Below are 26,018 nucleotides of genomic sequence, written 5' to 3'. Positions count from 1 at the left end.
CAATATGAAAATTAAGGGTACATCGTGCCGCTGAAAACAAACGATAATTTTAAAGGCAATTCTGATTAATGAGGGTACAGTGACACCAGCGCAGCTCGGCCGGGAGGTCTTCCAGTTCGCGATCCAGATGGTTCTCAGCATGATCCTTCATTGGTCTCATACCCCGTAGAGCCGGAACGTGTCGCGCCCGGTCAGCTCGCGCACAGCGCCGAGCTCGACCAATCTGTCGCAGAACCGCCGCGCAGCACGGTCCGAATTCAACGAGGTGAGAGCTGACGGCGCCGCCGCATCCCGGGTCAGGAACAACTCGACGGCCTGCTCTGACCCCTTTGCCCTCAGCTTCGGCGCAACCGCGGCCAACCGTGCCACTCGCCGGGACAGGTCTGCGGCACGGCGCACGGCTTCGATTGATGAAGCGATCACCGCGCGATGACAGGCCAGTCGCAATTCATCACCTCGCTTGCGCTGGTCCGCGCACTTCATGCCCGTAGCCAGCAACGGCAAAAGGTGATCCCAGCCGAGCGCTTGCGCCAAGGCCGCATCGGCCAGGATCAAAGCGGCGGTTTCTCCGCGCGGGGTATCCGACAAAACCTTCTCCAGAACTGTTGCGGCCCGCGTAACTGGCGCCCCCTGCCCAGCACCGCTCTGGTCGCACCAGTCCAGCCATTCGGCAATCTGCATAGGATCGATCCCCGGTATGGCTCGATGCAACGCCTTGACCGAAACCGGCCGCTCCAATGCCCGCCGCCAGGACAGATAGGTTTCCCCGGCTGGTCCAGGCAAATCGCCAGGGCGCGACAAGTGCACCGCATCGCGCAACTCCCCAGCCCTTTCCGGTCGCCCTGAATGCGCGACACAGGCTTCCGCCGCGCGCAGCGCCAGCCTCTCACGCAACAAGCTCTGGGGCACATCCTCGCGCCCCACCACAAGATGCAGGTGGTTGAGAGCCGCGCCTGATAAAAAGGCAACATCTTCAGGGGTTTCGGCGTGTGCCGAGGTGATCCAGGAGGACGTCCGGGGTAAGGTTTCGAAGTCGTCACGGGCATATGTCATGCCACAAGACTATCTTATGGCGGCGCTTTTGCCTACTATATAGTGTGCAAACCGCCCCGCTTTGTCGTTTCCAGCCATGTCCAGTAAGTTTGCCTTATCGGCCGATTATGTCTAGCCTGCCGAAAAACCACAAGATCATGGGGTTAAACGCAAGATGTCGACAAATTCGAGGAAACCCGCCAAGCCCGAAGATACCCTCCTATCCCTCCCCGAGGAGGTGGCTGGATCCGGCAATCTGGACCGGCTGGTGGACAGCGCCCGGAACTATGCCCGCGCCGCCGCCTCGGACAATACTCTCAAGGCCTATGCCAGGGATTGGGCGCATTTTACCCGCTGGTGCCGGGTGAAGGGCACAGAGCCCCTGCCCCCCTCGCCCGAGATGATCGGCCTTTATCTCGCGGATATGGCTGCCCCCGTGGGCAAGGCCCCTGCCCTGCGCGTCAGCACCATCGAACGCCGCCTCTCCGGTCTGGCCTGGAACTACACACAGCGCGGGTTGACCCTGGACCGGCAGGACCGGCACATCGCTTCGGTGCTGGCCGGGATCAAGCGCAGGCATGCCCGCCCGCCGGAACAGAAAGCGGCGATCATGACCGAGGATATCCGCGCCATGGTGGCCTGCCTGCCCTTCGATCTGCGCGGCCTCAGAGACCGTGCGATCCTGCTTGTCGGCTACGCCGGTGGGCTGCGCCGCAGCGAGATCGTCGGCCTCGATCACGGCAAGGACGATACGCCGGATTCGGGCGGCTGGGTCGAGATTCTGGAGGGCGGCGCCCTGCTCACTCTCAACGCCAAGACCGGCTGGCGCGAGGTCGAGATCGGGCGCGGATCCTCGGATCAGACCTGCCCGGTGCATGCGCTGGAACAATGGCTGCATTTCGCCAGGATCGACTTCGGCCCGATCTTCGTGGGCACCTCGCGGGACGGCAAACGCGCCCTGGAAACACGGTTGAATGACAAGCACATCGCGCGGCTGATCAAGCGCTGCGTGCTGGAGGTCGGCGTCCGGGCGGAGCTGCCGGAGAAGGACCGGCTGGCGCTGTTCTCCGGCCATTCGCTGCGGGCGGGTCTGGCTTCTTCGGCGGAGGTGGACGAGCGCTATGTCCAGAAGCAGCTTGGCCATGCCAGCGCGGAAATGACCCGCCGGTATCAGCGACGGCGCGATCGGTTCCGCGTCAATCTGACCAAAGCGGCCGGGTTGTGAGGCAGAGTTCACAGCTGTGAACTGCGGGCGTTCGGTGCATTCATGAAATGTTCACAGCTGTGAACTCACACCGCCCGCGCCTGCAAGGCCCGGATCATTGCGCCGCAGGAGAACAGACCCATCTCCGCTTTCTGCCCCAGGGACCGCAGATAGGCGGAGGGGCTTTTGATCTCGGAGAAACGCTCCAACATCGCCGCGAGCGTTGTCGCGGCCTGTTCCCTGCCCAACCGGCATTTCGCTTCCTGCCAGACGGATGCGGCGATTCCCATCATCGGACTGACGACATCGGAAAGACGGATCAGGTCCTCCCAATGGCGCACCGAGGCCTGAGAAAAAGATTGTATCTCTTTGCAAGATTCCAACACCTGCTTCAGTGGTGGTGGCCGATGGGTTCGCGAGACATTGGCATCAGAGGCTTGGACCGGCGCAGCCTTTGGCTCAACCTTCGTTTTTTTTCTATCAATATATTCTTTATCTGAATTCTGATGGTGCTGCTCAATTCCGGCGTCGCTGGTGCTCAGTTCTTCTGTTTCAGGCAGGTCGATCGCGGCGATGACTTCCTCCAGGGCGGCGGTCATTTCGGCGCTGAGACGGGTCAGTTCCCCGATGCTCAGCTTTCTGCGCAGGTCGCGGGCTGTCAGGCGGGCGAGGTCGCTCATCCGGTCCCAGAGGGGCAGGTCGGGGTGCTGGCTGATGCCGTAGTCCACGTAGCCCGCCAGGTCGCGCCGCATCAGGCTGACCATTTCGCGCAGGCGGCTGCGGCGTGCCTCTGCCTGTTCCAAGCGGTCGGCGATCTGGCAGAACTCCTCAAACCGGACAGCCAGGGGGGTGAGGTCAAACCCATAGGCCAGCTTGGCACCCCCATTGCGGCGGACATAGCGTTTGCCGTTGGGGCTGTCGCGGCGCAGGATCATGCCCGCATCGACCAGCCGCGCGATATGGCGCCGCATGGTGGAGCAGGGCATGCCGTTCAACCGCTCGCAGATCGCCTTGTTGGAGGGATAGACAATCGCGGGTGGATTGTCTGCGCCAAGGGCGGTTTCGGGGTGGAATCCGAGCAGGGCCTGAAGAACTGTCAGGTCGCGGTCGGAGAGGTTGAAATGCTGACGCGCGGCGGCAAGTTTGCGCAGAGCGTCCCATTTGCTGATTTCTGTGGTGACGGGCCGATCTGCCTGTGCCTGCCGTTCCAATTGGACAGCAGAGATCGGTCGCCGAAACGACGATACTGGTGTGTATTCCATTTTATGTACACGAAGACAAAAAAATAGCGGTCCGCGAATCACTTTGGACTTGCGAATTTGGGCTCCGACCACTAGCTTGAAGGTGCTAGAAACAAGTCAGGGTCTCGTGGAGCTTCGTCTTTGCGGGACCTTTTCTTTCAGTCTTTCTCGTGTCTCCTTTTCATTGTTGCTCTTTTCCTCAGTCTTCGCCGCGCTGAAGCCAGCGCGCGTGAAGTTCTTCGATCAGGGGTTGGCCTTGCGCCTCTACCCAATCGGCAAATGGTCCTTTTTCGAGTTCAAACGACACCCCCTTGGCGGTGCGCACCAGCTGTCCTGCGGTGCGGCCGTCCACCGTCAGATTGACGCTTAACTTGCGCGGACGGGCAGGGGGGGCCTTGGCGGGTTTCCGGGCCGGGCGTTCGGGCACGCCTGCGGCTTCGAACACAGCCTCAAACGCCCTGACAGAGACTTCATTCGGCTCTGCCGAGGCATCGTCGATCACCATGGCAACCTCGGCCTCGCTGCGCAGGCTTTCGGCCACTTCGATCAACCGGTCGCGGTTGATCTGGCGTTCCTCGATGGCTTTGCCCAGGGCTTCCCACCGGGGGCGGCCAATGCCATGAGCCGGACCGATGGCCCGGATCAGATCGCGGCCGATCATCTCGGCGATGGCGATGGCCATGGAAACGGAGGATTTGGTGACGGTCAGGACTTCGGCCACCTGGGTCTGGTTGCCAAAGCCCGTTTCCACCAGTTCCTGCGCGAAAAGTGCCCTTTCGATGAAGGACAGATCGCGCCGGGCCATGTTTTCGGAAATCTGCGCCTTGACCGCGTCATCGTCGCCCATGCTGGCAATCAGCGCGCGCACGGTTGTCACCTTGGCGGAATTGCGGATCGCCTGAAGCCTGCGCCGCCCGTAGACCAGCAGATAGCGGTCGGGCGTGGTGGGGTGTCGGCGCACAAGAATAGGCACTGTCTGGCCGTTAGTCTCTATTGCGTCGCGCAGATCGACCACATCGTCAGGGTCGAGCCTGTCGGCTATCCTGCCGTCCTCGATGGTATCGGGGTCCAGTTCCCAGACCTGATGCGAATCCACCGCGTCGCGCGCAGAGCGCAGCGCCCGGTTGGTCGACATCATCGAACTGCCCGGGGCAGGGGGGGCATGCCCCGCCGCTGCCAATCCGTCGAGCATCGTCATTCGTTTTTTCCTGGTCGTCATGTCCTGCCCCATGTGCGCTGGATCAGTTCAGAGATTTCATCGTTGACGGCATTGAGGCTTTCGACCGCGCGGTCATAGGTGCTGCGGGTGAAAGCGCTGCGTTCTACCTCGTATAGAGTCTGTTTTGTGAGCCCCGCATCGGAGATTGCGGTGGATTTCAGCTGCGGTGCATTCAGCACCTTGTCGCCGTACATGGTGCGCAGAAAGGCGACGATGCGGTTCTGCGGCGCATCGGCCGGTTCGTAGCGCGTCAGCAGGTAGCGCATCCAGTCATGGCTCATGTCCGCGCCGGATTCGGCGATCACATCCATCAGATCGGCGGTCATGCGCAGGAATTGCGACATCGACATCACGTCAAGCATTTCGGGGTGGATGGTGACCAGGACGCCCGTCGCCGCAGAGAGGGCCGACATGGTCAGGAAGCCAAGCTGCGGCGGACAGTCGATGACAACCACGTCATAGGCGTCATCCACCTGCATCAGAGCCTCTTTTACCCGGAAAAAGAACAACCCGGCCTTGCCCTGTGACAGGGCGCGGGGGGTTTCATGTTCGAATTCCATCAATTCCAGGTTGCCGGGGATCAGATCCAGATTGGGGATATAGGTCTTGCGGATGACATCGGCGATGGGCACGGGTGAATCGTATCTGATGGCGTCATAGAGCGTGCCGCCGTCGTGCAGATCGAATTCGGGCTGGACCCCGTGCAGGGCGGTAAGCGATGCCTGCGGGTCGAGGTCGATGGCCAGCACGCGGTAGCCCTTGAGGGCAAGCCGCTGGGCCAGATGGGCGGAGGTTGTCGTCTTGCCCGATCCGCCTTTGAAGTTCATCACGCCGATGACCTGCAGATGATCGCCCTCGCGCCGGCCGGGCAGGTAATCCCCCGGTTTGCGTGCGGTTTTTTCCAGCAGGACGCGCAGATCGTGGATGTCATGGGCCGAGTAATGCCGCCGGTTGCCCGGTGTCAGGGCAGGGGAGGGGCCGCGCCCTTCGAGGTGCAGCTTGCGCAGGTAGCTGTCGTTGACGCCAAGCATGGCTGCAGCCTCACCGGAGGTGAAGGTGCGCATGGATTTCTGCGCATTCGGCGGAAACAGGTTCTCGCGTTGTGCGTGCAATTGGCCTGAGAGCCATTCCGCATGTTGACGGATGACGGAATTCAGGTCGTCTGTTTGTTTGGTGCTGCTCATCTGCCCTCTGTCTCTTGTCCCGTGTTCACGGAACATGGCGTTTATCGCCTTGTTTCCGTGACTATTGACCAAAGGGGGAGAGTCGCGCAAGGCTTTTCTACAATCCGCGGTCCCGGGATGAGGGATTACAAGGCTCTAGAGGGGCATGTTAGAGCCTGAATCGTGATCAGACCAGTCCATGAATGACGAATGCTGTGGTGCCGGTGCGGGCCGCGGTGCGGCAGATCTTGCGCCAAATTCACGGTTGAGGTGAATCCGCAGAAGATTGATTGACGTACCTCAAGATTTGATGAATCCTTGGGCAAGGGGAGGATTCGTCTATGAGCGGACCAACGGTACGGGACGTGGCGGAGGCTGCGCAGGTCAGCCTTGCGACGGTGGACCGGGTTCTGAACAATCGCGGTGGCGTGTCGGCGAAGGTGGTCGACCGGGTGAAGGCGGCCGTGGCGCAGACCGGTTATGTCCGCAATCTGGCGGCTGCGAATCTGTCGCGGCGCCGGGTCTATCGGTTTTGTTTCGTGGTGCCGTCGGGGGACACCGGTTTTGTCGCGTTGCTGCACGAGGCGCTGGCGCGCGAACAGCAGCGGCTGATGGAGGAACAGGTGCTGGTGCAGGTTGTTCCGACCAAGGCGTTCGACGTGGAAGACCAGGTTGCCGCGCTGCGCAATCTTGATTGTGACGCGGTGGCGGTGATGGCCAGCGAGGCGCCCGAGATCAACGAGGAAATCGCATCGCTGCATGCTTCGGGCGTGCGGGTGATCAGCCTTGTGGCGGATCTGCCGAGTTCGGGGCGTGATGCCTATGTGGGGCCGGACAATGTCATGGCGGGGCGGACCGCCGGTGAGTTCATGGGGCGGTTCATCAGGGATCCGGGCGATGTTCTGATGATTGCGGGGTCACTGGCGGCGCGCGATCACAGCGAGCGGTTGCTGGGGTTCCGGATGGTGATGCAGGAACGCTTTGGCGGCTGCACGCTGCTGCCGGCGGCGCAGGGGGGCGACAATGCCCTCCGGGTCGAGCAGATCGTGCTGGAGGCGGCCCGCGACCGGCGGCTTGCGGGGATCTATGCCATCGGGGCGGGGAACCGCGGGCTGGTGCGCGCGGTGCGGACGCTGGACCCGAAACCGATCACCATCGTGCATGAGCTGACGCCCACGTCCCGCGAGGCGCTGCGCAGCGGCACATTCGATCTGGTCATCGACCAGGACATCCTTTCGGGGGTCATTGCCGCCGTCAAGATCATGAGGGACCTGACCGAAGCCACCACACCGCCTGCCGATGCCGGCAGGATCAAATTAAACATCTACAGTCGTGAGAACATACAGTGAGCCAATATTTCGCAGACATCGCCCCGGTGACATTCGAAGGTGCAGACAGCACCAATCCGATGGCCTTCCGTCACTACAATCCGCAGGAAAAGCTGGGCGGCAAGACGATGGAGGAGCATCTTCGCTTTGCCGTCTGTTACTGGCACAACTTCGTCTGGGAGGGGAACGACCCCTTTGGCGGGCAGACCTTCCAGCGCCCGTGGTTTCCGGCGGATACGATGGAGCTTGCCCGCGCCAAGGCCGATGCCGCCTTCGACATGTTCCGCATTCTGGGCGTGCCGTTCTTCTGCTTTCACGACCATGACGTGCGCCCGGAAGGCAGCAACCTGGCCGAGAGCCACAAGCGGCTGAACGAGATGGCCGATTATTTCGAGAAGAAGATGGCGGATGGCGGCCCGAAGCTGCTCTGGGGTACGGCGAACATGTTCTCCAACCGGCGCTACATGTCGGGGGCGAGCACCAACCCGGATCCGGATATCTTTGCCTATTGTGCCTCGACGGTGAAGACCTGCATGGATGTGACGCACCGGCTGAACGGCGAGAACTATGTGCTGTGGGGCGGGCGCGAGGGTTATGAAACGCTGCTGAACACCGATCTGGGCCGGGAGCTGGAACAGATGGGCCGGTTCCTGTCGATGGTGGTCGAATACAAGCACAAGATCGGCTTCAAGGGGGCGATCCTGATCGAGCCGAAGCCGCAGGAGCCGACCAAGCATCAGTATGATTACGACGTTGCCACGGTCTATGGGTTCCTCAAGCGGTTCGGGCTGGAGAACGAGGTGCAGCTGAACGTGGAGCAGGGCCATGCCATTCTGGCCGGCCATTCCTTCGAGCATGAGCTGGCGATGGCGCGGACGCTGGGGATCTTCGGCTCCATCGACATGAACCGCAATGATTACCAATGCGGCTGGGACACCGACCATTTCCCGAATTCCCCGTCAGAGGCGGCACTGGCCTATTACGAGGTGCTGATGGCGGGCGGGTTCACCACCGGCGGCACCAATTTCGACGCCAAGCTGCGGCGGCAGTCGCTGGATGCCGAAGACCTGATTGCGGCCCATGCGGGTGCGATGGACATCTGCGCGCGGGGGCTGAAATCGGCCTGGCGGATGATCGAGGATGACGCGCTGGAGGGGCCGCGCCGCGCCCGTTACGCGGGCTGGGAGAGCAGTGAGGCGCAGGCGATGCTGGCCAAGGATGCCACGCTGGACGGCATTGCCGCCCGCGCGGAGGCCGCGGATCTGAACCCGCAGCCGGTTTCCGGCGCGCAGGAGAGACTTGAGAATATCGTCAACCGCTACGTCTGACAAAAGGGAGGAACGACATGAAAACAATAAAGGGTCCGGCGCTTTTTCTGGCGCAATTTGCAGGCGATGAAGCGCCCTTCAATTCCTGGGATGCGATCACCAAATGGGCCGCCGACTGCGGCTACAAGGGGGTTCAGGTGCCAAGCTGGGATGCGCGGTTGATCGATCTGGAACAGGCCGCGACATCAAAGGATTATTGCCAGGAGTGGGCCGGGCAGGCCGAGGCCAATGGCGTGGCGGTGACCGAGCTTTCGACGCATCTGCAAGGGCAGCTGGTTGCGGTGCATCCGGCCTATGACGATGTCTTTGACGGCTTTGCCGCCGAAAGCGTGCGGGGCAACCCCAAGGCGCGGCAGGCCTGGGCGGTCGATCAGCTGAAAAAGGCGCTGACGGCCTCGGCCCATCTGGGCATCGGGGCGCATGCGACATTTTCGGGCGCGCTGGCCTGGCCCTATGTCTATCCCTGGCCGCAGCGGCCCGTGGGGCTGGTTGAACAGGCCTTTGACGAATTGGCGAAACGCTGGACGCCGATCCTGAACCATGCGGAGGATTGCGGCGTTGATGTCTGCTATGAAATCCATCCGGGTGAAGACCTGCACGACGGGGTGTCCTTTGAGATGTTCCTGGAGCGCACCGGCAATCACCCAAGGGCCAACATGTTGTACGACCCGTCGCATTACGTGCTGCAGTGTCTGGATTACCTCGACAATATCGACATCTACCGCGACCGCATCCGCATGTTCCACGTCAAGGATGCGGAGTTCAATCCGACCGGGCGGCAGGGTGTCTATGGCGGCTATCAGTCGTGGGTCGACCGCGCGGGCCGGTTCCGCAGCCTGGGGGATGGCCAGGTGGATTTCGGCGCGGTGTTTTCCAAGATGGCGGCCAATGACTTTGACGGCTGGGCCGTGGTGGAATGGGAATGTGCGCTGAAACATCCCGAGGATGGCGCGCGCGAGGGGGCGCAATTCGTCAAGGATCATATCATTCGCGTGACCGAACGCGCCTTTGACGATTTTGCGGATGGCGGTGCGGATGACAGGCTGAACGCCAAGATGTTGGGGCTTGCGTGATGAAACCTATCAGACTGGGCATGATCGGCGGCGGCAATGACGCATTTATCGGCGGGGTGCATCGCATCGCCTCGCGCATCGACGGGCGGTTTCAGCTGGTTGCTGGGGCGCTGTCTTCGACGGCGGAGAAATCCAAAGCCTCGGGTGCGGCGCTGGGGCTGGCAGAGGACCGCTGCTATGGCGATTTCACCGAGATGGCGAAACGCGAGGCGCGGCTGAAGGATGGTGTGGAGGCGGTGGCGATTGTCACGCCGAACCATGTGCATTACCCGGCGGCGCGCGAGTTCCTGAAACGCGGCATTCATGTGATCTGTGACAAGCCGCTGACCTCGACCCTGGCGGATGCGAAAAAGCTGGTGGCGGCGGCGGAGAAATCGGATGCGCTGTTTGTGCTGACGCATAATTACACCGGCTATCCGATGGTGCGGCAGGCCCGTGAGATGGTCCGGCAGGGCGACATTGGCAATCTACGCGTTGTGCAGGTTGAGTATCCGCAGGATTGGCTGACCGATGCGGTCGAAGCCGATGGCAGCAAGCAGGCGGAATGGCGCACCGATCCGGAGCGTTCCGGCGCGGGGGGCTGTGTGGGCGATATCGGCACCCATGCCTATAATCTGGCGCGCTTTGTCACCGGGTTGCAGCTGGAAAGCCTTGCGGCGGACCTGAGCACCTTTGTCGAGGGGCGGCGGCTGGATGACAACGTGCATGTGATGCTGCGTTTCGAGGGCGGGGCCAAGGGCATGTTGTGGTCGTCGCAGGTGGCGCCGGGCAATGAAAACGGGCTGAGGCTGCGTGTCTACGGCGACAAGGGCGGGCTGGAATGGGCGCAGGAAGATCCGAACTATCTTTGGTTCACGCCCTTCGGCGCGCCAAAGCGGTTGCTGACCCGCAACGGGGCTGGTGCGACTGCGGGCAATCAAGGGGCCTCGCGCATTCCGCCGGGACACCCCGAAGGCTATCTTGAAGGGTTTGCCAACATCTACAACGAGGCGGCGGACCTGATCGTCGCGGCGCGCGACGGCAAGGTGCCGGATCACCTGTTGCCGACGGTGCAGGACGGGCTGGAGGGTGTTGCCTTTATCGACGCCTGTGTGCGGTCGTCGAAGCGCGATGCGGCATGGGTCAGGCTATGAGCGAAACCCGCGCCCTCACGCTGGCTGATGTCTGTCGGAGTTTCGGGCCGGTGCAGGTGTTGCATGACATCAGCCTGACGCTGCGGCCCGGAGAGGTGCACGCCCTGATCGGAGAGAACGGGGCGGGCAAATCGACAGCGATGAAGATCATGTCGGGCTATCTGGAGCCGACCAAGGGGCAGGTAAAGCTGGACGAGGCGCCGGTGCGTTTTGCCTCTTCGCAGGAGGCCGAGGCGCAGGGGGTTGTGCTGATCCATCAGGAGTTCAACCTGGCGGATCAGCTGAGCGTGGAGCAGAACATCTTTCTGGGGCATGAGAAACGGCGTGGGCTGTTCCTGGACAAGGGGTGGATGCAGGCGGAGACGCGCAGGCTGCTGGATCGGCTGAACTGCAAGGTGTCGCCCACGGCGCGGGTGCGCGACATTTCCAATGCGGACAAGCAGATGGTCGAGATCGCCAAGGCGCTGTCGCGGCGCGCGCAGGTGTTGATCATGGATGAGCCCACCGCCGTGCTGACCGAGCGCGAGGCGGAGGTGCTGTTCGAGCAGGTGGAGCGGCTGAAGGCCGAGGGGGTGGCGATCCTGTTCACCTCGCACAAGCTGGATGAGGTGAAGCGGATCTCCGACCGGATCACGGTGCTGCGCGACGGGCATGTGGTGGCGCAGGGCATGACGACGGAGTTCAACGAGGACCAGATGGCCGAAGCGATGGTGGGGCGCGATGTGTCGTCGCTGTATCCTGTACGCTCTGTCGCGGTGGGCGATGAGCCGGCGCTGGAGGTCAAAGGGTTGAACGTGCCGGGCTATGCCCGTGACATCAGCTTTACCCTGCGCAAGGGCGAGATACTGGGGATTTCCGGGCTGATCGGCTCGGGCCGCACCGAGGCGATGGAGGGGCTGACGGGGCTGCGTACCGCGCAGGGCGATGTGCGCATCAATGGCAAGCCCGTCACCCTGCGGTCGCCGCAACAGGCGCAGGCGGCGGGGCTGTGCTACCTGACCGAGGACCGCAAGGGCCGGGGGTTGCTGCTGCAAAAGGGGATGCGCGAGAACCTGACCCTGCAGGCGCTGCCGGAGTTCACCAACTGGCTGATAGATCACAAGGCGGAAGACGCGGCGCTGACACGGGCGATTGCCGATTTCGACATCCGCTGCCCGACCCGCGAGGTGCTGGTGGGCAATCTGTCGGGGGGCAACCAGCAAAAGCTGCTGATCGCCAAGATCATGCTGACCGAGCCGGATATCGTCATCATCGACGAGCCGACGCGGGGCATCGACATCGGCACCAAGCAACAGATTTACGAATTCATCCACGCGCTGTCGGCGGCGGGCAAATCCATCATCGTGGTCAGTTCCGAGATGCAGGAGGTCATTGGCCTTGCGGATCGGGTGCTGGTCATGCGGCTGGGCACCATCGCGGGCGAAGTCAGCGGAGATGACATGACAGAAGACAAGATCGTGCGGCTGGCCATGGGCCTGGGCGCGACAAGGCAAGAGGCAATTTGATGACAGCCACCGAAACACAGCCCTCACGGGCAACCAGAGGCGTGAACCTGAAGGTGCTGGGTCCGATCCTGGCGCTGGTCGTGCTGGTGATCGTCGGCGCGGCGCTGAACGGGAATTTCCTGAGCGCGGCCAATATCACCAACGTCCTGTCGCGGTCCGCCTTTATCGGGATCATCGCGGTGGGCATGACATTTGTCATCACGGCGGGCGGGCTGGACCTGTCGGTCGGCTCCATGGCGGCCTTCATCGCGGGTCTGATGATCCTGGTGATGAACGCGATGCTGCCGGTGATGGGGCCGGGGTGGCCGCTGGTCTTTGTCGGGATGTTGACGGCGATGGTGGCGGGCACGCTGGCCGGTTTCGTCAATGGTTTCCTGATCACGACGATGCGGATCGAGGCATTCATCGTGACGCTGGGCACCATGGGCATCTACCGCAGTCTGGTCACCTGGCTGGCCGATGGCGGCACGCTCTCGCTGGATTTCGGGATGCGGTCGGTGATCCGGCCGATCTATTTCGACGGTATCCTGGGGATCAGCTGGCCGATCATCGTCTTTGCGCTGGTGGCGATCAGTGGCGAGCTGGTGATGCGGCGCGCGGCCTTTGGCCGGCACGCGGCTGCGGTCGGCTCCAATGATCAGGTGGCGCGCTATTCTTCGGTGAACGTCAACCGCGTGCGGATGCTGACCTATGTCTTTCTGGGCATCCTCGTGGGGGTGGCGACAATCATGTATGTGCCGCGCCTTGGCTCGGCCTCGCCCAGCACCGGGGTGCTGTGGGAGCTGGAGGCGATTGCGGCGGTGATCATCGGGGGGACCATGCTCAAGGGCGGGTTTGGCCGGGTCTGGGGCACGGTGATCGGTGTGCTGATCCTGTCGCTGATCGACAATATTCTGAATCTGACGGATGGCGTATCGCCCTATCTGAACGGGGCAATACAGGGTGTGATCATCATCCTGGCCGTCATCCTGCAGCGCGACAAGAAAGCGGAGAGCTGAGGAGGCGCTCCGGAATACCATGGTAAACAGAGGAGAAAAGCCATGAAATTTACGACAATCACGGCGGCCGCGCTGGCTGCGACACTGGCATTGCCGGTACAGGCCCAGGATACGAAAGTGATCGGGGTGTCCATTCCGGCGGCGACGCACGGCTGGGCGGGCGGCATGAACTTTCATGCGCAGCAGGCGGTGAACCGGCTGGAGGAAGTCTATCCGCAACTGGATTTCGTGCTGGCAACGGCATCGGACCCGGCCAAGCAGGTCAACGACATCGAAGACATGCTGGCCACCCGCAACATCAGCGCGCTGGTGGTACTGCCGTTCGAATCCGAGCCGCTGACGAGCCCGGTCAAGGCGGTTGCGGACAGCGGCGCCTGGGTGACGGTGGTTGACCGTGGCCTTGCCATTCCCGGCATCGAGGACCTTTATGTCGCGGGTGACAACCCCGGCTTTGGCAAGGTCTCGGGTGAATATATGGCCTCGGCCATGCCGGACGGCGGCGACATCGTCGTGTTCCGGGGCATTCCCACAACCATCGACAATGAGCGCGTCGAAGGGTTCCAGGCTGCAATCGAAGGGTCGGGCATCAACATCCTGGCGATGGAGCATGGCAACTGGAACCGCGACGACAGCTTTACCGTGATGCAGGATTTCCTGTCGAAATACGACAAGATCGACGCGGTATGGGCATCGGATGACGATATGGCCATCGGGGTGCTGGCGGCCATCGAACAATCCGGTCGCGACGACATCAAGTTCGTGCTGGGTGGTGCCGGCATGAAGGAAATGGTGGCCAAGGTGCGCGATGGGGATGCGATGATCCCTGCCGATGTGACCTATCCGCCGTCGATGATTGCCACGGCGATCGAACTGACCGCTGTCGGCATGACCTCGACCGCGCCGGTTTCGGGAACCTTCACCATCGGATCGGTTCTGATCACCAAGGACAACGCTGCTGACTTCTACTACGAAGACAGCCCGTTCTGAGACAAGCTGCTGGTCGAAGGGCTTTGGTGCCTTTCGACCACATCCATCTTTATGAGCCGGGCACAGGCAAGATCTGCTTGTGTCAGGTTGCAGGCCCGGCGCCATCGGCTGGTTCCGGGCTTTTGCGTGATTGATCGCGGGCAGTTTTGTCCGCTTTGAGAATTTTCCCCAGGCGCGGGACCAAGGCCGCAGGCCGACGCGCATCTTGCCAGAGGCATGTCTTCGACATGAAGTGCCGTTCCCCGGCACGGCGATGCCCGCCTGACACCCGGGCGGGTGATGCCATTTTGCCGCTTCCTCATACCGCCGTCCGCGCATCTGGCCTGATCCGCACATTTATTGGCCGATCCGGTCATTTCCCGAGCGCAGCCTTCATGACACCTTTGATGCATCAATGAACGAAAAGAGTAGTTTCGATGCTTCAGAACACCCGCGACCAAAGCCCGAGCGACACCGCGGCATCGACGCGGATCGATTTTATCTACCTGTCCGAACAGGACATGGTGCGCGCCGGTGTCACCGATATGGCGGCCTGCGTGGACACGATGGAAGAGATGTTCGGCATGCTTTACCACGGCGATTATCGCATGGCCGGGGTCAACAACAATTCCCACGGCTCTGTCGTGGTATTCCCTGAAATCTCGCCCTTTCCGACGATGCCGAAGCCGACGCCGGACCGCCGCTTCATGGCGATGCCCGCCTATCTGGGGGGGCGTTTCGGGACCGCGGGGATGAAGTGGTATGGCTCAAACATTGCGAACCGCGACAAGGGGCTGCCGCGTTCGATCCTGATGTTCATCCTCAATGATGCGGATACCGGCGCGCCTTTGGCGCTGATGTCGGCCAATCTGTTGTCGGCCTATCGCACCGGGGCTGTGCCCGGGGTGGGGGCGCGGCATCTGGCGCGCAAGGATGCAAGGACCGTGGGGATCCTGGGGCCGGGGGTGATGGCCAAGACATCGCTTTCGGCCTTCATGGCGGTGCGTCCGGGGATTGATACGGTCAAGGTCAAGGGGCGCGGCCAGAAGAACCTGGATGCCTTCCTTGCGTGGTTGTCCGAGACCTTTCCGCAGATCACCAGTGTGCGCGTCGTCGACAGCGTGGAAGAGGTGGTGCGGGGATCGGATATTGTCACCTTCTGCGGGTCGGGGGCGACGGGCGATCCGTCGACCTATCCCATGGTCCGGCGGGAGTGGATCAGCCCCGGCACCTTTCTGGCAATGCCTGCGCTTTGCAACATCGACGAGGCGATGGAAGCGCCCGAGATCCGCAAGGTTCTGGATAATCCGGGTCTTTATCACGCCTGGTTCGAGGAGAACCCGAAGCCGGTGCACAACCATATTCCCGCGGTCGGCATACGCTGGCTGGATCTGGTGGACGAAGGCCGGATCGCGCCGGAACAGCTGGAAGACCTGGGGCAGATCGTTGCGGGCGAGGCGGCGGGGCGGCGGGATGAGGAGGAGATCATCATCATGTCGGTCGGCGGCTTGCCGGTCGAGGATGTGGCCTGGGGCACGGTGGTTTACCGCAACGCCCTGGAGAAGGGCATCGGCGTTTCGCTGACCCTGTGGGATTCGCCCGTGCTGCGCTGACTTGCGGGCCCCCGCGCGGGGCCGGGACATCAATTTCTGAACAAGGTAAAACAATGACTGAAATCATCAAACTGACGACGGGCTCCAGGTTCGAGGAACATGGCAGCTATTCGCGCCTTGTCGCGGTGGACAACCTGATTTTCGTGTCGAACACGGCGGGGCGTAATCCGGAAACCAAGCTGATCCCGGAGGATCTGGCCGAGCAGACGCTGCAGGTGCTTGCCAATATCGAAACCGCGCTGAAGGCCGTGGGCTCTTGCCTGGAAGATGTGGTGCGGGCGCGTGTCTTTGTGCAGTTCACCCAGGATATCGACACGATCATGACCGCCTATGGTGAGCGGATGCGGGGGATCAGGCCGACGCTTACCATGACCTGCCCGCCGCTTGGGTCGACGCAGTACAAGGTCGAGATCGACGTGACCGCCTATCGCGGTGCTTCCAGGGCCGAGGTCAAGGAAATGGTCATCACGCCATGACAATGCCGCGCCGCTTTAGCATGAACGACACCCTCAAGTCGGACACCGGAGGATCAGCGCCTTGGCTCCGGTGATCATGCCTGTAGAGACCGCGCCGGATATCCCGGCCGCGACCAGCGTTGTCGTGATCGGGGGCGGCATCGTCGGGCTGACTGCTGCGCTGTCGCTGGCGGAGCGGGGGATTCCCGTTGTCGTCCTTGAGAAAGGGCGTCTGGCGGGGGAGCAATCCTCGCGCAATCTGGGATGGGTGCGCAAGACAGGCCGCAACATTCACGATCTGCCGCTGTCGGTGGAATCCGACAGGCTTTGGGCCGAGATGCCGCAGCGGGTCGGTGCGGATGTCGGATACCGCGATGCGGGCATCATGTATGTGGCGCGCAGCGAAGCCGAGATGGCAAAACACGAAACCTGGATCGGGTCCGCCGGGGGGCGGGCGCTGGATTCACGGTTGCTCAGCGCCGATGAAATCGACCGGCTGGTGCCGGGCGGGGCGGAACGCTGGTACGGCGGGATCCATACGCCATCGGATGGGCGGGCGGAGCCGACCCTGGCCAGCAGCGCGATCGCGAATGCGGCCATCGCAAAGGGCGCAATCGTGGTGGAGAATTGCGCGGTGCGCAGGCTGGTGACCTCGGCGGGGCGGGTGAGCGGTGTGATCACCGAGCGCGGTGAAATCCGTTGCGAGAAGGTGTTGCTGGCGGGTGGCATCTGGTCACGGCGTTTTCTGGGCAATCATGGCGTGGCATTTCCGACCCTGCCGCTTGTCGCCTCGGTTTTCCGCACGGCGGCGATGGAGGGGCCGACCGAGACTGCCGTCGGGGCTGCCGATTTCTCATTCCGGAAACGGCGCGACGGGGGCTATACGATCACCCAGCGCGGCGCGCTCTTTGCGCCGCTGATGCTGGATCACCTGTTGCTCGGGCATCGCTACCTTCCGGTCCTGAAGGCGGAATGGAAGAACCTGCGCCTGTCTTTCGGGCGGGATTTTCTGCGCGACCTTGCCATGCCGCGGCGCTGGAAAGGCGATGCGCGCTCGCCGATGGAGCAGCTGCGCACGATGGATCCGGCGGTGAACCACGGTTTGAACGCCGAGGCGCTGAGGAACCTTTGCAAAGCCTGGCCGGTCTTCAACAAGGTGGAGGTCAGGCAAAGCTGGGCCGGGATGATCGACGTGACCCCGGATTCCATGCCCGTGATCTCGCCGGTTGCGGCGCTGCCGGGGCTGACGCTGGCCTCGGGCTTTTCCGGCCACGGGTTCGGCACCGCCCCCGCCGCGGGGCAGCTGGCGGCGGACCTGATCACGGAGAGCACGCCCATTGTCGATCCTGCGCCCTACCGGCTTGACCGGCTTTGATCGCCGGACGGCAAGCGCTGCACATCACCAATCCAGGATCGCGCCAAGGCCGATCCGACGCGGGAGGCTGAAGAAAATGAAAGCGATGATTGAACGTGCAGGTGGCGCGGCTGTGCGAGTTCCGGCGGCCCGGATGCTGATCAACGGGGAATGGTGCGAGGGTGACGCGGGGCGGGTGATTGCCGTGCATGATCCGGCAACCGAAGAAAAGATTGCGGAGGTCGTGGCGGCATCGGTGACAGATGTGGACCGCGCCGTGCTGGCGGCACATCGTGCCTTTGAAAGCCGGGCATGGCAGAAGATGCGGCCCCTGGACCGGGGCAGGCTGCTTGAAAAGCTGGCGCTGCTGGTCGAACGCGATGCCGAAGACCTCGCGCGGCTGGAAACCCTGGACAATGGCAAACCCTATGCCGTGTCGCGGAATGTGGACCTGAAATTCGCCATTGATGCCCTGCGCTATTACGGCGGGTGGAGTTCCAAGATGGCGGGCGAATACATCCAGCTGTCGCCCCTTGGGGACGACGGCGGTACTTACCGCGCCTATACGGAGCGCAAGCCGGTGGGTGTTGTGGGCGGGATCACGCCCTGGAACTTCCCGCTGGGGCAGGCGGTACAGAAAATGGCACCGGCCATTGCCTTTGGCTGCACCGTGGTGCTGAAGCCCTCGGAAGAGGCATCGCTCACGACGCTGCGGCTGGGTGAACTGATCCTTGAAGCGGGGTTCCCGGAAGGCACGGTCAATATCGTGACCGGCTATGGTCATGACGCCGGGCAGGCATTGGTCGATCATCCTCTGGTGCGCAAGATCGCCTTTACCGGGTCGACGGCAACGGGGCAGAAGATCCTGGCGTCTTCGGCCCGGACGATGAAACGGGTGACGCTGGAGCTTGGCGGGAAATCCCCGACCATCGTGCTTGCCGATGCGGATCTGAACCTTGCAATCCCGGGCGCGGCCAATGCCATCTTTCCGAATTCCGGGCAGATCTGTACCGCCGGGTCACGGTTGCTGGTGGATGCCTCGATCTATGATGAGGTTATTCAGGGCGTGGCCGAGATCGGGCGGGGCCTGAAACTGGGCAGCGGTTTCGACCCTGCGGTTCAACTGGGGCCGCTGGTGTCCTCCCGACAGCTGGAACGGGTGTCGGGGCTGGTTGCGCAGGGCATCGAGGAGGGGGCCGAGCCGATCTGTGGTGCCGGGCGGGCAGCCGACACGGGGTATTTTTATCAGCCCACCGTGCTGAGCGGCGGCCGCGCCGATATGCGGATCGCGCAGGAAGAGGTGTTTGGCCCGGTGGTTCTGGCGATGGCGGTGCAGGACCCGCAGGAGATCAGGGCATTGGCAAATGATACCGCCTATGGTCTGGGGGCCAGCATCTGGACCCGGGACATCAACAAGGCGCATCTGCTGGCAGCAGAACTGGATTGCGGGACGGTCTGGATCAATACCCATAACGTGCTCGATCTTGCCATGCCCTTTGGCGGCACCAAGCTGTCGGGGCTCGGCCGGGAGTTCGGCACCGAGGTGATCCATGCCTATACGGAGCCGCGCGCGGTCTGCATGCGGCTGCAGGATCCTGTTTACGGCTGAGCTGTCTCGTTCTCCCCGGCCCGGGGCGCATTGGCGGTGCCGATGGCGTGGCGGGCGCGGCGCAGGGCGGCAAGGGGGGGTTCCCCCGTCCATTCCCGGAAGGCGCGGGAGAATGCGGATTGATTGGCGTAGCCCAGATGTGCCGCAAGCTGGCTCAGCTTGATGCTGCCGGTGCTCAGCAACATCTCTGCCTTTTTGCGGCGTTCGCGGTTGAGGATCTCGCTGAAGCTGGTGCCGAAGGTGCTGAGCTGTCGGCGCAGCGTGCGCGGCGCGATCCCGAGGATGTCTGCCAGCGTTTCCAGATCAACGCTTTCGCGGCCCAGCCGCTGGTCAACGAGTTGCGACAGGCGTTCGGGGACCGGGCGGAAATCGTCTTCGGGGGGGCGCATCAGATCGAAAAGATGCATTTCGACCACGGCGCGGGCCGGGGCGTTTGAATTGACCCAGGCCTGCATGGGGCGGTCAAGTTCGGCGTCACGGATCACGATGATGTTTGCGGCGGCATTGCCCCGGACCGGACAGCGAAAGTAGCGCTTCAGCGGTTCTTCGCGCCCGGTGATGTCATGTTCAAAGCAGATTTCCACCGGGCTCCAGCGTTCGGAGAACAATTGCCGGATCAGCGCGCAGAGGCCGGCGGTTGAATTCTCGGCGTCCTGAACCCGGGGCCAGATCGCCATGTCATTGATGGCATAGCCGTATCTGGTTTCCCCGAATTCCTGATGGACGCTGCTGGTGGTGTGGCTTTGCCAACTGGCCTGGAACCGCAGGAAAACGGCAAGCGCCTCGCGCAGGGTCGGTGCGGTGGCCAGAAGCGGGTAGACGGGGCCGATCTCCCACAGGCGGAAGTTCTGGCCCAGTTCGAGGCCGAGAAAGGGCCGGTCGAGCACCTTGGCTGCCTCTTCGAAAAAGGCGGCATAGGCCTTGAGCGGATAGGTCGAATAGGGGTTCTGCGACTTGCCGGCCTTGAGGTTGAATTTCGCCAGGGCACGCCGGTTCTGCGGCTTGTTGCCGCGCATCTCGTTGATGATCTGATCGAGGAAAAACTGCCGCAGGGTGGCATCGTGAGGCGCGGAAGCCTTGCGGTGTCCGGGGTTTTCCATATCGCGGTCTGCATGCTGTGGAAGCATGAAAATCCTCCTTTCCCGATTCTACTTTATCTATGAAAGAATGCTATAGCATATTTTTCCGATTTCACCGAACCAGGGCGAAAACGGGTGGGAAATGACCTGATCTGCACAATTAACGGCCTTTGCCGACATAGACCGCAGCGGGGGCGCGCCATAATCTTGTTTCAAGCCGCGGGAAACGCGGGCGGGATGGCGGCCTGCTGTCACGCGTTGAAGGACTGGCTTGGCCGGGCGGGTCAGAAACCAAAACGAACTGCCAAAGGCAGCGCCGGATCAACAGCAAACCAACAGGGGATACCAGATGAAAACAATAGACAGGCGTCTTTTCATGCAGCTTGCAGCGGCCAGTGGTGGTGCGCTGCTGGTGAAGCCGGATTTTGCCTTTGCGGGGGAGATCGACAATCTTTCCATTGCCTGGACAACGGATACCGCGAGCTGGGACCCGAACCAGCGGCTCTCCCCTGATCCGCAGACCATTCTGAAGATGGTCTTTGACCAGCCCATCGACATGACCAGCGATCTGAAGCTGGCACCGGGCCTGTTGACGGACTGGAAGCTGGCGGATGATGCGATGAGCATGCAAGTCACGCTGCGCGATGATGTGACCTTTTCGGACGGGTCGAAACTGACCGCTGATGATTTCCGCTATACCTTCTTTGAACGCATCCAGCAGGGGCAGGAGATCGACCTTGCGGTGGGGTTCGGGAATGTGACGGACATCGAGGTGCTTTCGCCCACCGAAGCGGTGATGCATTTCGCCAAACCCTTCCCGATCGTGGCACAATGGCTGAGTTTCAGCGCGAGCTACATCGTCTCCAGGGCCCATGCCGAAAAGGTGGGGATCGAGGGGATGAAGACCGATCCGGTCGGGACCGGCCCCTATGTGCTGACGGAATACCAGCGCGACAGCCGGATCGTGCTGACCCGGCGCGATGATTACTGGGGGGAATTGCCCTCGGCAAAGCAGATCACCATCGAGATCATTCCAGATCCCACGGCACGGCTGGCCGCGCTGGAATCCGGGACGGTTGATATCGCGACCGAGCTTTCGATCCGTGACGTCAAACGTCTGCAGCAGGGCGGTGCCTTCAATGCGGTGACCAATCCGATTGCGCGCATCATCTATATCACCATCCGCGAGGATGGCGTCTTTGCGGATCGCAATATCCGACTGGCCGCGCATCACGCGGTGGACAAGGCACTGCTGTCCAAGGCCTTCTTCGGCGGGGATGCGGTGACCATCGACCAGCCGACGATTCCCGGCATGCCAAGCTTCCTGCCCGATTTCCATTTTGACCATGATCCCGACAAGGCGCGGGAGTTGCTGGCGGCCTCGGGCTTTGGGCCGGACAATCCTGTCACCCTGGATTTTGCCACCACGAACGGCCAGTTTCCCGGCGATTATGACATTGCCCGCGCGGTGGTGACGATGTGGGAGAAGGTCGGCATCAAGGCCAATCTGACCGTGATCACCGAGTCGCAATGGTACGAGCTGAATGCCTCTGGCAAGCTGCCGGCGGCGTCGATATTTGTCTGGGAGAACGGCACCGGTGATCCGGAGCTTTTCGCGGGGAACATGTTTGACGCGGACCTGCCCTTTGCCACCTACCGCACCGATGAGGTGACGGCGATGATCAAGCCGCTGCTGAGAGAGCCGGATTATGACAAGCGCATCAAGGGCTATGAGGCATTCAACAGGTTCCTGATCGAGGAAGGGGCGATGATCCCGCTTTTGCAGGCGATCCAGACCATCGGATACCGTAAGGATATCGGGATCACGCCCTGGGCCAATGGTCTGATCCGGCCGGAAGCGATCACGACGACATGATGCGGGCCGATTGCAGGCGCGTCATCGCCGGCACCGGCGATGGCGCGCCTGCATGAGTAAGGAGGGGCGGTTTTGATCCTGGCTATTCTACGTGTCATTGGCCGCAGGCTTTTGGCGATTGTGCCGGTCTTTGCGGTTGTGACGGTGTTGATTTTCGGCGCGCTGCGGATCTTGCCGGTCGATCCGGCACAGATGTCTTTGCCGCCGTCGGCGACCATCGAACAGGTGGAGGCCAAACGCGAGGCGATGGGGCTGAACCGCCCCGTCTGGGAGCAATATGCGATCTGGGCCAAGGGTGCGGCGGCAGGCGATCTGGGCGAATCCTCGCAATACCGCATGTCGACCGTCGATGTGGTTCTGGAACGTCTGCCCGCGACCATCGAACTGGTGGTCAGCGCGCTGATCTTTGCGGTCTGCGTGGGCATGGCGGGCGGGTTGCTGATTTTCACCGCGCGCGGGACGGTCTTTGAATCGGTCGGGCTGGTTGTCACCTCTGCGGTCATGGCCCTGCCCGATTTCCTGCTGGCGCTGCTTTTCATCCTGCTTTTTGGCGTTCTGATCCCGATCTTTCCGGTGAACGGACGATTGGACCCGGGCATGCAGGTGCCATCGCACACCGGATTCTTGCTGATTGATGCGATGCTGACCGGGGATTTCAGCATATTCATCAGTGCCGTTGAACATATCGCCTTGCCGGTCATGGCTCTAGGGTTGGCATTTTCCCCGACCATTGTGCGGGTGCTGCACGCCAGCCTGATCAACACCTATCAGCAAAGCTATATCCTGCAGGCCCGCCTGCGGGGGTTGAATGGACGCGAGATCCTGTTTGGTCAGGCCCTCAAGAATGCCATTCTGCCGGTTGTCATTCTGGTGGGAACGCAGTTCGGCGGGTTGTTTGGCGGCACGCTGCTGGTCGAGATGATCTTTTCCTTCCCCGGGCTGGGCAATCTGATGGTCAAGGCGATGCAGCTGGCTGACCTGTCGGTGATCATGGCCATTGCGCTGATCTATTGCGCCACCACGCTGATCTTCAACTCTATCGCGGATGCCCTGGCCTATCTGCTGAATCCACGCCTGAGGAACGGATGATGGGCCGGTACTACCGCTTTGCCGATCTGGGCCTATTCATCGGCGGCAGCTTTGCCGCGCTGGTGCTGATCTGCGGGATATTTGCGCCCTGGATCGCGCCCTATCATCCGAACGATCAGGAACTGCTGTATATCCTTGCGCCCCCGGTCTGGGCGGACGGCGGGACGGCGGAACATCTGTTTGGCACCGACAGTCTGGGGCGCGATACCCTGTCGCGGCTGATATATGGAGCGCGCACCGCGATGACCGTGGCGGTTGCCGCCTCCTTTGGTGCGATGCTGCTGGGGGCCTTCTTTGCCCATCTGGCGGGGTATTTCGGCGGCTGGGTCGACTGGATCATCAGCCGGACGGTCGAGGTCTGGCTGTCCTTCCCGCCGGTTGTCCTGTCGATGCTGCTGATCACGGGGCTTGGCATCGGGATCGACAAGGTGATCCTTGCCATCGTGCTGGTGGACTGGACCCGGTTCTGCCGCGTCCTGCGCAGCGAGGTTCAGGTGGTGCGGGGGCAGGATTATGTCGCCTTTGCACGGCTGATCGGCCTGTCGCACCCGCGTGTCATCATGAAGGAGATCTTTCCGGCGACCCTGCCGATGCTGATCACCCTGCTGAGCCTGCAAATGGGCATTTCGGTGGTTGTGGAGGCGATCCTGTCCTTTGTCGCCATGGGGGTGCCATCGGATGTGCCGGCCTGGGGGCAGATGATCGCGGATGCGCGGATTGACATGTATTACGCGCCCTGGGGGCTTGCCGTGCCGATCTTTGCCATCTTCCTCACGGTGTTGAGTTTCAATCTTCTGGGGGACGGGCTGCGGCGCAGGCTTGATCCGCGCCAGAGTGCCGAGCGGGGGGTCTGACAGATGACGGAACGACAGGTTCTTCGTATCCGGCACCTCGAAATCGCACTCAGGACCGGGCAGCGGATCCTGAACGGTGTGGAGCTGGGGATTCAGCCGGGGCGCATTCTGGGGGTGATCGGGGAATCCGGTGCGGGCAAGTCGATGATCGGCAGTGCCATCGCCGATACCCTGCCACGGGGGCTGGGCATTTCCGGGGGGTCGATCGAATTTGACGGGCTGACCCTGACGGATATGACCGCCCGGACCCGTCGCAGCCTGTTGGGCCGCGACATCGGATTTATCCCGCAGGAGCCGATGAGCGCGCTGAACCCCAGCCTGACCATCGGCCATCAGATCTGTCACCACCTTGCAAGGATCGGCCTGCGAACCGCCAAGGTGCGCAGGGATCGGGCGGTTGAGCTGTTTGCCGAAGTCGGGCTGGACCGGCCGCAGGCGCTGCTGGACAATTATCCGCATCAGCTGTCGGGGGGGATGCTGCAGCGGGTCCTGATCGCGATGGCCTTTGCGTCGAACCCGCGTCTGGTGATTGCGGATGAGCCGACGACGGCGCTGGATGTGACGATCCAGAAAAAGGTGGTCGAGCTGATTGCCCGCACGCGGGAGGCGCATGATACTTCGGTGCTGTTCATCACCCATGATCTGCAACTTGCGGCCGAGATCTGTGACGATGTTTCGGTGCTCTATGCCGGGCGGATTGTCGAGACGGGTGCCGCGCGGCGCATCATCAACGCGCCGCGGCATCCCTATTCCCGTTGTCTCAACCTGGCGACGCCAAACCTGAAGGGGCGCATGGCGCGGCTGATGATCCTGCCCGGGACGATGCCGGGGCCGGTGGAGCGGACCGGGATGAAGGGCTGCGAATTTGCCACCCGCTGCCCGATTGCGGAAGGTCTTTGTCGGACCGCCAGACCGCCACTGGCAGAGATCGCGCCCGGTCACTGGTCGGCCTGTCACTGGCCGGAACGCACCGGAACGGTTGCCGTGCCGAAGGCAGCGGATGCGGTGGAGGGTTTTGCCCTGGGCAGTGCCCCGGTGCTGCGGGCAAAGGGGCTTGGCAAGGCCTATCGCCAGCACGACTGGCTTGGCCGGGTGCGCGAGGTGCAGGCGCTGCGGAACCTGGATTTCGAGATTCGGGAAGGCGAGTTTGTCGGGATCGTGGGCGAGAGCGGGTCGGGGAAAAGCAGCCTGACCAAGATGATCGTGGGGCTGGAAGACGTGACCAGCGGTGTGCTGGAAGTGGCGGGTCTGGACCGGGCCACCGCGCCGCGCGCGGCATTCTTTGACAAGGTTCAACTGGTCTTTCAGGACCCGCAATCGGCGCTCAACCCGCGCCGCAGGATTGCAAGCCTTGTCACCCAGGCGCTGGAGGGGCGGGCGCATGCCTTGTCGAAAGCGGATCAAAAGGCGCTGGTGACGGAGCTGCTGGGCAAGGTGATGCTGCCGCCCGACGTGGCCGGGCGGTTTCCGGATCAATTGTCCGGGGGGCAGAAGCAGCGGGTGAACATCGCGCGGGCGCTGTGTTCCAACCCACGTCTGCTGATCGCGGATGAGATCGTTTCGGGGCTGGATGTATCGGTGCAGGCGCAGATCCTGGAGCTGTTGCGGGCGCTGCGCCGGGAGGCAGGGTTTTCGCTGCTTCTGGTTTCGCATGACCTGGCCGTTGTCCGGCATGTCTGTGACCGGACATTGGTGATGTGCAAGGGCGAGATCGTGGAGCAGGGGCCGGTCGAGGAGGTCTTTTCAAACCCGCTGCATCCCTACACCCGCGAACTGGTTGCGGCGGCGCAGGGGGCGGGGATTGATGGCGGCCCCTAGGTCGTGTTGACATTCATTGTCGCCCACCCGTTTCAGTCCAAAATTGCTCAGTTCCAGGCAAGAGAGCGCAGGAATAGCCAG

Annotated in this window: 21 protein-coding genes; 16 read left to right on the top strand and 5 right to left on the bottom strand. The window is 62.3% G+C overall.

The window, feature by feature from the left end; genetic code table 11:
• Window positions 1-156 precede the first annotated feature (156 nt).
• The gene (locus tag PVW51_RS22635) at window positions 157-1,053 is read right to left on the bottom strand and encodes a DUF1403 family protein (protein ID WP_274577790.1); all 897 of its coding nucleotides are present in this window, start codon (window positions 1,051-1,053) and stop codon (window positions 157-159) included.
• 154 nt (window positions 1,054-1,207) lie between these two features.
• Between PVW51_RS22635 and PVW51_RS22630 the strand changes: the two genes are divergently transcribed.
• Window positions 1,208-2,257, top strand: coding sequence for a tyrosine-type recombinase/integrase (locus tag PVW51_RS22630; protein ID WP_274577787.1), 1,050 nt, complete (start codon window positions 1,208-1,210; stop codon window positions 2,255-2,257).
• 65 nt (window positions 2,258-2,322) lie between these two features.
• Here the strand turns inward: PVW51_RS22630 and repC are convergent, their stop codons facing one another.
• The 3 genes from repC to repA all read right to left on the bottom strand — a co-directional run bounded on the left by repC (window position 2,323) and on the right by repA (window position 5,880).
• Window positions 2,323-3,498, bottom strand: a complete 1,176-nt coding sequence (gene repC / locus PVW51_RS22625; RefSeq protein ID WP_274577785.1) for a plasmid replication protein RepC — start codon at window positions 3,496-3,498, stop codon at window positions 2,323-2,325.
• Window positions 3,499-3,676: 178 nt separating this feature from the next.
• Window positions 3,677-4,669 (bottom strand): plasmid partitioning protein RepB, encoded by a 993-nt coding sequence (gene repB, locus PVW51_RS22620; protein WP_443288671.1) that lies wholly within the window; start codon window positions 4,667-4,669, stop codon window positions 3,677-3,679.
• A gap of 23 nt (window positions 4,670-4,692) precedes the next feature.
• Window positions 4,693-5,880 carry a plasmid partitioning protein RepA gene (gene repA / locus PVW51_RS22615; RefSeq protein WP_269365279.1) on the bottom strand — a complete coding sequence of 396 codons (1,188 nt, stop codon included), beginning with the start codon at window positions 5,878-5,880 and terminating at the stop codon, window positions 4,693-4,695.
• Between the two features lie 320 nt (window positions 5,881-6,200).
• Here repA and PVW51_RS22610 point away from each other — a divergent pair, with 320 nt between their 5' ends.
• From PVW51_RS22610 to PVW51_RS22560, 11 genes are all read left to right on the top strand, one after another.
• A complete protein-coding gene (locus tag PVW51_RS22610) occupies window positions 6,201-7,208 on the top strand; it encodes a LacI family DNA-binding transcriptional regulator (RefSeq protein WP_274577777.1) in 1,008 nt (335 codons plus the stop codon).
• Window positions 7,205-8,515, top strand: coding sequence for a xylose isomerase (xylA, locus tag PVW51_RS22605; RefSeq protein ID WP_274577772.1), 1,311 nt, complete (start codon window positions 7,205-7,207; stop codon window positions 8,513-8,515). The genes PVW51_RS22610 and xylA overlap by 4 nt, the downstream gene beginning before the upstream one ends.
• 17 nt (window positions 8,516-8,532) lie before the next feature.
• Complete coding sequence (locus PVW51_RS22600; RefSeq protein ID WP_274577768.1) at window positions 8,533-9,588, top strand: sugar phosphate isomerase/epimerase family protein; 1,056 nt, start codon at window positions 8,533-8,535, stop codon at window positions 9,586-9,588.
• The gene (locus tag PVW51_RS22595; RefSeq protein WP_274577765.1) at window positions 9,588-10,721 is read left to right on the top strand and encodes a Gfo/Idh/MocA family protein; all 1,134 of its coding nucleotides are present in this window, start codon (window positions 9,588-9,590) and stop codon (window positions 10,719-10,721) included. The genes PVW51_RS22600 and PVW51_RS22595 overlap by 1 nt, the downstream gene beginning before the upstream one ends.
• Window positions 10,718-12,226: a sugar ABC transporter ATP-binding protein gene (locus tag PVW51_RS22590; protein WP_274577763.1), complete on the top strand. Its 1,509-nt coding sequence runs from the start codon at window positions 10,718-10,720 to the stop codon at window positions 12,224-12,226. The genes PVW51_RS22595 and PVW51_RS22590 overlap by 4 nt, the downstream gene beginning before the upstream one ends.
• Window positions 12,226-13,224, top strand: coding sequence for an ABC transporter permease (locus PVW51_RS22585; protein WP_114272902.1), 999 nt, complete (start codon window positions 12,226-12,228; stop codon window positions 13,222-13,224). The genes PVW51_RS22590 and PVW51_RS22585 overlap by 1 nt, the downstream gene beginning before the upstream one ends.
• Before the next feature lie 42 nt (window positions 13,225-13,266).
• A complete protein-coding gene (locus PVW51_RS22580) occupies window positions 13,267-14,211 on the top strand; it encodes an ABC transporter substrate-binding protein (RefSeq protein ID WP_269365291.1) in 945 nt (314 codons plus the stop codon).
• Between the two features lie 416 nt (window positions 14,212-14,627).
• Window positions 14,628-15,803, top strand: coding sequence for a tyramine oxidase subunit B (locus PVW51_RS22575; RefSeq protein WP_274577760.1), 1,176 nt, complete (start codon window positions 14,628-14,630; stop codon window positions 15,801-15,803).
• Window positions 15,804-15,856: 53 nt separating this feature from the next.
• Complete coding sequence (locus PVW51_RS22570) at window positions 15,857-16,279, top strand: Rid family hydrolase (protein WP_274577759.1); 423 nt, start codon at window positions 15,857-15,859, stop codon at window positions 16,277-16,279.
• 70 nt (window positions 16,280-16,349) lie between these two features.
• Window positions 16,350-17,633 carry an NAD(P)/FAD-dependent oxidoreductase gene (locus PVW51_RS22565; protein ID WP_274577792.1) on the top strand — a complete coding sequence of 428 codons (1,284 nt, stop codon included), beginning with the start codon at window positions 16,350-16,352 and terminating at the stop codon, window positions 17,631-17,633.
• Between the two features lie 76 nt (window positions 17,634-17,709).
• On the top strand, window positions 17,710-19,221 hold the full coding sequence (locus tag PVW51_RS22560; protein ID WP_274577758.1) for an aldehyde dehydrogenase family protein: 1,512 nt from the start codon (window positions 17,710-17,712) through the stop codon (window positions 19,219-19,221).
• Here PVW51_RS22560 and PVW51_RS22555 read toward each other — a convergent pair.
• Window positions 19,212-20,348: an AraC family transcriptional regulator gene (locus PVW51_RS22555; protein ID WP_274577757.1), complete on the bottom strand. Its 1,137-nt coding sequence runs from the start codon at window positions 20,346-20,348 to the stop codon at window positions 19,212-19,214. The two genes, PVW51_RS22560 and PVW51_RS22555, sit on opposite strands and share 10 nt — an antisense overlap.
• 301 nt (window positions 20,349-20,649) lie before the next feature.
• Between PVW51_RS22555 and PVW51_RS22550 the strand changes: the two genes are divergently transcribed.
• The 4 genes from PVW51_RS22550 (at window position 20,650) to PVW51_RS22535 (ending at window position 25,937) form a co-directional block, all read left to right on the top strand.
• On the top strand, window positions 20,650-22,176 hold the full coding sequence (locus PVW51_RS22550) for an ABC transporter substrate-binding protein (RefSeq protein WP_274577756.1): 1,527 nt from the start codon (window positions 20,650-20,652) through the stop codon (window positions 22,174-22,176).
• A 72-nt stretch (window positions 22,177-22,248) separates the two neighbouring features.
• Window positions 22,249-23,265, top strand: coding sequence for an ABC transporter permease (locus tag PVW51_RS22545; protein WP_274577754.1), 1,017 nt, complete (start codon window positions 22,249-22,251; stop codon window positions 23,263-23,265).
• Window positions 23,265-24,119: an ABC transporter permease gene (locus tag PVW51_RS22540; RefSeq protein WP_274577753.1), complete on the top strand. Its 855-nt coding sequence runs from the start codon at window positions 23,265-23,267 to the stop codon at window positions 24,117-24,119. The genes PVW51_RS22545 and PVW51_RS22540 overlap by 1 nt, the downstream gene beginning before the upstream one ends.
• A gap of 3 nt (window positions 24,120-24,122) precedes the next feature.
• A complete protein-coding gene (locus PVW51_RS22535) occupies window positions 24,123-25,937 on the top strand; it encodes a dipeptide ABC transporter ATP-binding protein (RefSeq protein WP_274577752.1) in 1,815 nt (604 codons plus the stop codon).
• Window positions 25,938-26,018: the final 81 nt, after the last annotated feature.

The sequence above is a fragment of the Sulfitobacter sp. PR48 genome, from assembly GCF_028807335.1.
GTDB lineage: Bacteria > Pseudomonadota > Alphaproteobacteria > Rhodobacterales > Rhodobacteraceae > Sulfitobacter.
Note: the sequence above shows the minus strand (reverse complement) of the source record. Positions and strands in the feature narration are given on the sequence as shown.